This is a genomic window from Faecalicoccus sp. (assembly GCF_036552745.1).
Taxonomy (GTDB): domain Bacteria; phylum Bacillota_I; class Bacilli_A; order Erysipelotrichales; family Erysipelotrichaceae; genus Faecalicoccus.
Genome location: NZ_JAXKBY010000188.1, coordinates 1 through 3,137 on the forward strand (window position 1 = coordinate 1; position 3,137 = coordinate 3,137).

At 40.8% G+C, this 3,137-nt stretch carries 4 protein-coding genes; all 4 read right to left on the reverse strand.

Annotated features, from left to right (window positions below; translation table 11 throughout):
- Positions 1 to 153: 153 nt before the first annotated feature.
- Positions 154 to 1,299: a C69 family dipeptidase gene (locus U0M88_RS08975; protein WP_331869590.1), complete on the reverse strand. Its 1,146-nt coding sequence runs from the start codon at positions 1,297 to 1,299 to the stop codon at positions 154 to 156.
- Between the two features lie 21 nt (positions 1,300 to 1,320).
- The gene (locus U0M88_RS08980; RefSeq protein ID WP_117446929.1) at positions 1,321 to 2,025 is read right to left on the reverse strand and encodes a DNA/RNA non-specific endonuclease; all 705 of its coding nucleotides are present in this window, start codon (positions 2,023 to 2,025) and stop codon (positions 1,321 to 1,323) included.
- 10 nt (positions 2,026 to 2,035) lie between these two features.
- The gene (locus U0M88_RS08985) at positions 2,036 to 2,830 is read right to left on the reverse strand and encodes a glycoside hydrolase family 25 protein (protein ID WP_117446928.1); all 795 of its coding nucleotides are present in this window, start codon (positions 2,828 to 2,830) and stop codon (positions 2,036 to 2,038) included.
- Between the two features lie 84 nt (positions 2,831 to 2,914).
- The coding region (locus U0M88_RS08990) for a transketolase C-terminal domain-containing protein (protein ID WP_331869591.1) at positions 2,915 to 3,137 on the reverse strand (223 nt) is incomplete at its 5' end.

Consider the following 3,137-nt stretch of genomic DNA (forward strand, 5'->3'; position numbering starts at 1 on the left):
AAGAATTGATTCACGATTATAGACAACGAGACTTGCGGTGAAACCATTGACCTGAGGTAACCAATCCACGAATAACAGAGTGGCCAATCACCGATAATTCTGACAAGAAGTTTCCTGTCTAATATCCTTGATTTCAAAAAAAAGTGACGATAATCAAAGAAGTGAATATTTCCACTTGACAATCGTCATTTCATAACAGAAAGGTATCATCACATTCATGTTGTTGGCCGCAAAGGCAATCCATTCCAAGACTTCTTTGTCCGGACGTTGATGGATCAATCCAAGTACACTGGTACGATTGACACCGATGGAACGATACATGCCAGATTTTGATCGATCGCCATAGCTTTTATATGGATCATAATCCGTTCCCTGAAATGTCGAAGACAATAAATACTTCACATCTTCGATCGTGATCTTTTTCTCCGGCACCATGCACCACGGGATATCATCAGATTCCGGTGTATAGTCCGCCTGCCGGCCTTCCCATTTTTTCGTGTGCGGATTTAATGTTTTTTCAATATACCAGGCTCTAGGTGTGTTATATACATGATCGGCATCATCATGGGAACCAAAGGCTGCTCTTGGATCAAATACAGGTTTCAAAGATAAATCTAAATGATTTTGTTCGATAAATTCTTTTAAATCACTTGAACATAAATGAGCTTTCTTATCTGTATAGGCATCTTCTAAATCAAAGGAATCAATCCCTAACTGATTTGGCATTGCGACATAGACATCATCCGGAACTCGTTTAGCCATCCAATGATGTCCACCAATTGTCTCCAACCACCAGATTTCATCTCTGTCTGAAAAGGCAATACCATTCATTTCATAGGTGCCATATTCTTCTAATAACTTCCCCAGACGAAGCACACCTTCTCTGGCAGTATGGATATACGGTAAAACAATCGTAACTAAATCTTCTTCTCCAATACCGCCGGGTGTCTGTGTCTTTTCATCATAGACAACTAAAGGATCGGCTCCTAAAACACGGGCATTGGAAGTGATCGTTTCTGTAGCTGTCATACCAACACCGGCTTCATTGACACCAAAAGCAGCCCAAATTCCTTCTCCTTCTACCGCATTGGGTGCTGCCGTATATCGCATAGGCTGATCCGGCAATTCGATTTCTACATGTGAGATCACACTTTTATAATTCTTTGGCTGCTGATCAGGCTCTACGACCACCAGTTTCTTTTCCGTAAATTGTCCGGCTCCGGAATCATCGTTACGAGCGATGATCGTTGAACCATCAAAACTAGCTTTTTTACCAACTAAAATTGTTGTACAAGACATATCGTTTCCTCCTTGTTCGTTTTATTCTTTCTCGTTTTCTCCAGTCGCATAATCAATCTCTACACCGGGTTGTACATTGTAGGCATACACATTAAACGCCAGGCTTTCACAATCATCATCTACCGAACAAGCCTGCATATGTACACCGCTGGCAACCAGATTTTCACCTTCATAAATCGGTGTCACTTCATAAAGAACATTTTCACCGGTAGCTTTCACATACTCGGCAATCTCGTTCTCAAAAGGAAGCATTCCTTCCGTATTCATATAGCGGGTACCCGTAATCAGGTTTCTCGCATTGGCATTTTCACCGGTTAATTGATATCCGATCAAATGACACCGGTTATACACCCAGCCACCCGGCACGAAATCATAACGTTCATTCTGCCATCCACTTGGTTTGACAGAGCTGATGCTTTCTCGATCTGTCTTTGGCATCGTCTCTTTGCCGACACTGGCTTTCGCCATCGTACACCGCCCTAGCTCATCGAGTTGATTATAGGTTTCAAAGGATGTCTGTGCTTCTGTAATCTCATATTCTTCAAAATCCGGTTCATTATCATTGATCGTGACATAAGCATTTTGACTATATTCCGGAAGTGTATCTAAGGATATTTCATCAACATTTTCATCTTCTTTTAGTGACATATATACGACAAAACACACGATACTAATACATACTACAACACACAAACTCAACAATGCATTTCTATTGCCCTTTTTCATGAAAATCCCCCTATTTATTTTTCACCGGCATGATGTTCATATCCACATTGGTCGATATTCCGGGAAGTGTTCCTGTATGAGAATATTGCCAAATCATGAATCGATCCTGCATGGCCGGTTTATCTTGATAAGCCGCGTACCAAAGATTTCTATCCTGAATCCGACTGAAATCAAGTTGATTATAGAACCAGTCTAAGTTCCCATAAATCATGGATTCATACCCATGTTCTTCCATCGCATCACAAAACATCAAGGCCAAATCTGTTTTTTCTTCGACACTTAGTGTATTGATTCGCCCTTCCTGCTCATCGAAAAATTCCATATCAAAAACGATAGGCAAATCAATAGAGTAGGAAGAAACTAAAGACAGCACAAAATCGATTTCCTCCTGAAGCTCAGTAGTGTTGATGGCGCTGGAATACCAATAAACACCTAGTTTTAAGCCTTTATCTTGTGCCTGTTCCATATTGTATGCGAATGTGGCATCCTCATGAATCTTTCCTTCAATACCGCCTCTATAACCTGCTCGTATAAACGCAAAATCAATGCCGGTACCTGTAACTGCAGTCCAGTCAATCGTACCATTGTGCTCACTGACATCAATTCCAATCTTACTTTCATAATCCGGATCGTTATAAAACTTAAAGCCTGTGCTCGCATTTTCAAAACGATCTAAATCATAGTAGGATGAGAGCATTGTTTCCGCTTGTGAAAAAAGTGAATGAACGACAAAAGTCAGTACACCAAGCAAGACCATCATCAAAATCAATATACGTAACTTTTTGGCTTTTCTTTTCCTTTTCATCGGCTTCTATTATACACCATTCATTTCTACATAAAAAAGCAGCAACGATTCGATGATCATCACTGCTTGTTTGCGATATAATTTTTACTTCATAATTTCTTTGATCTTTTGGGCAATGCTTGAAGCATCCAAATGATAATGGGCTAATAAGTCTTTTGGTTTGCCACTTCGTCCAAAACTGTCCTGCATGCCCATCATGTACTGACGACATGCCAGTCCATACGGTGCCAGGGTTTCCGCTACCGCTCCGCCCAGGCCGCCGATCACATTGTGCTCTTCAATTGTTACAATCACATCGTGTGTTTTC

Excerpts from the sequence above, each read along its gene's own strand:
- U0M88_RS08975 (WP_331869590.1), bottom strand. The coding sequence starts at position 1,299 with ATGTCTTGTACAACAATTTTAGTTGGTAAAAAAGCTAGTTTTGATGGT.
- U0M88_RS08980 (WP_117446929.1), bottom strand. The coding sequence starts at position 2,025 with ATGAAAAAGGGCAATAGAAATGCATTGTTGAGTTTGTGTGTTGTAGTA.
- U0M88_RS08985 (WP_117446928.1), bottom strand. The coding sequence starts at position 2,830 with ATGAAAAGGAAAAGAAAAGCCAAAAAGTTACGTATATTGATTTTGATG.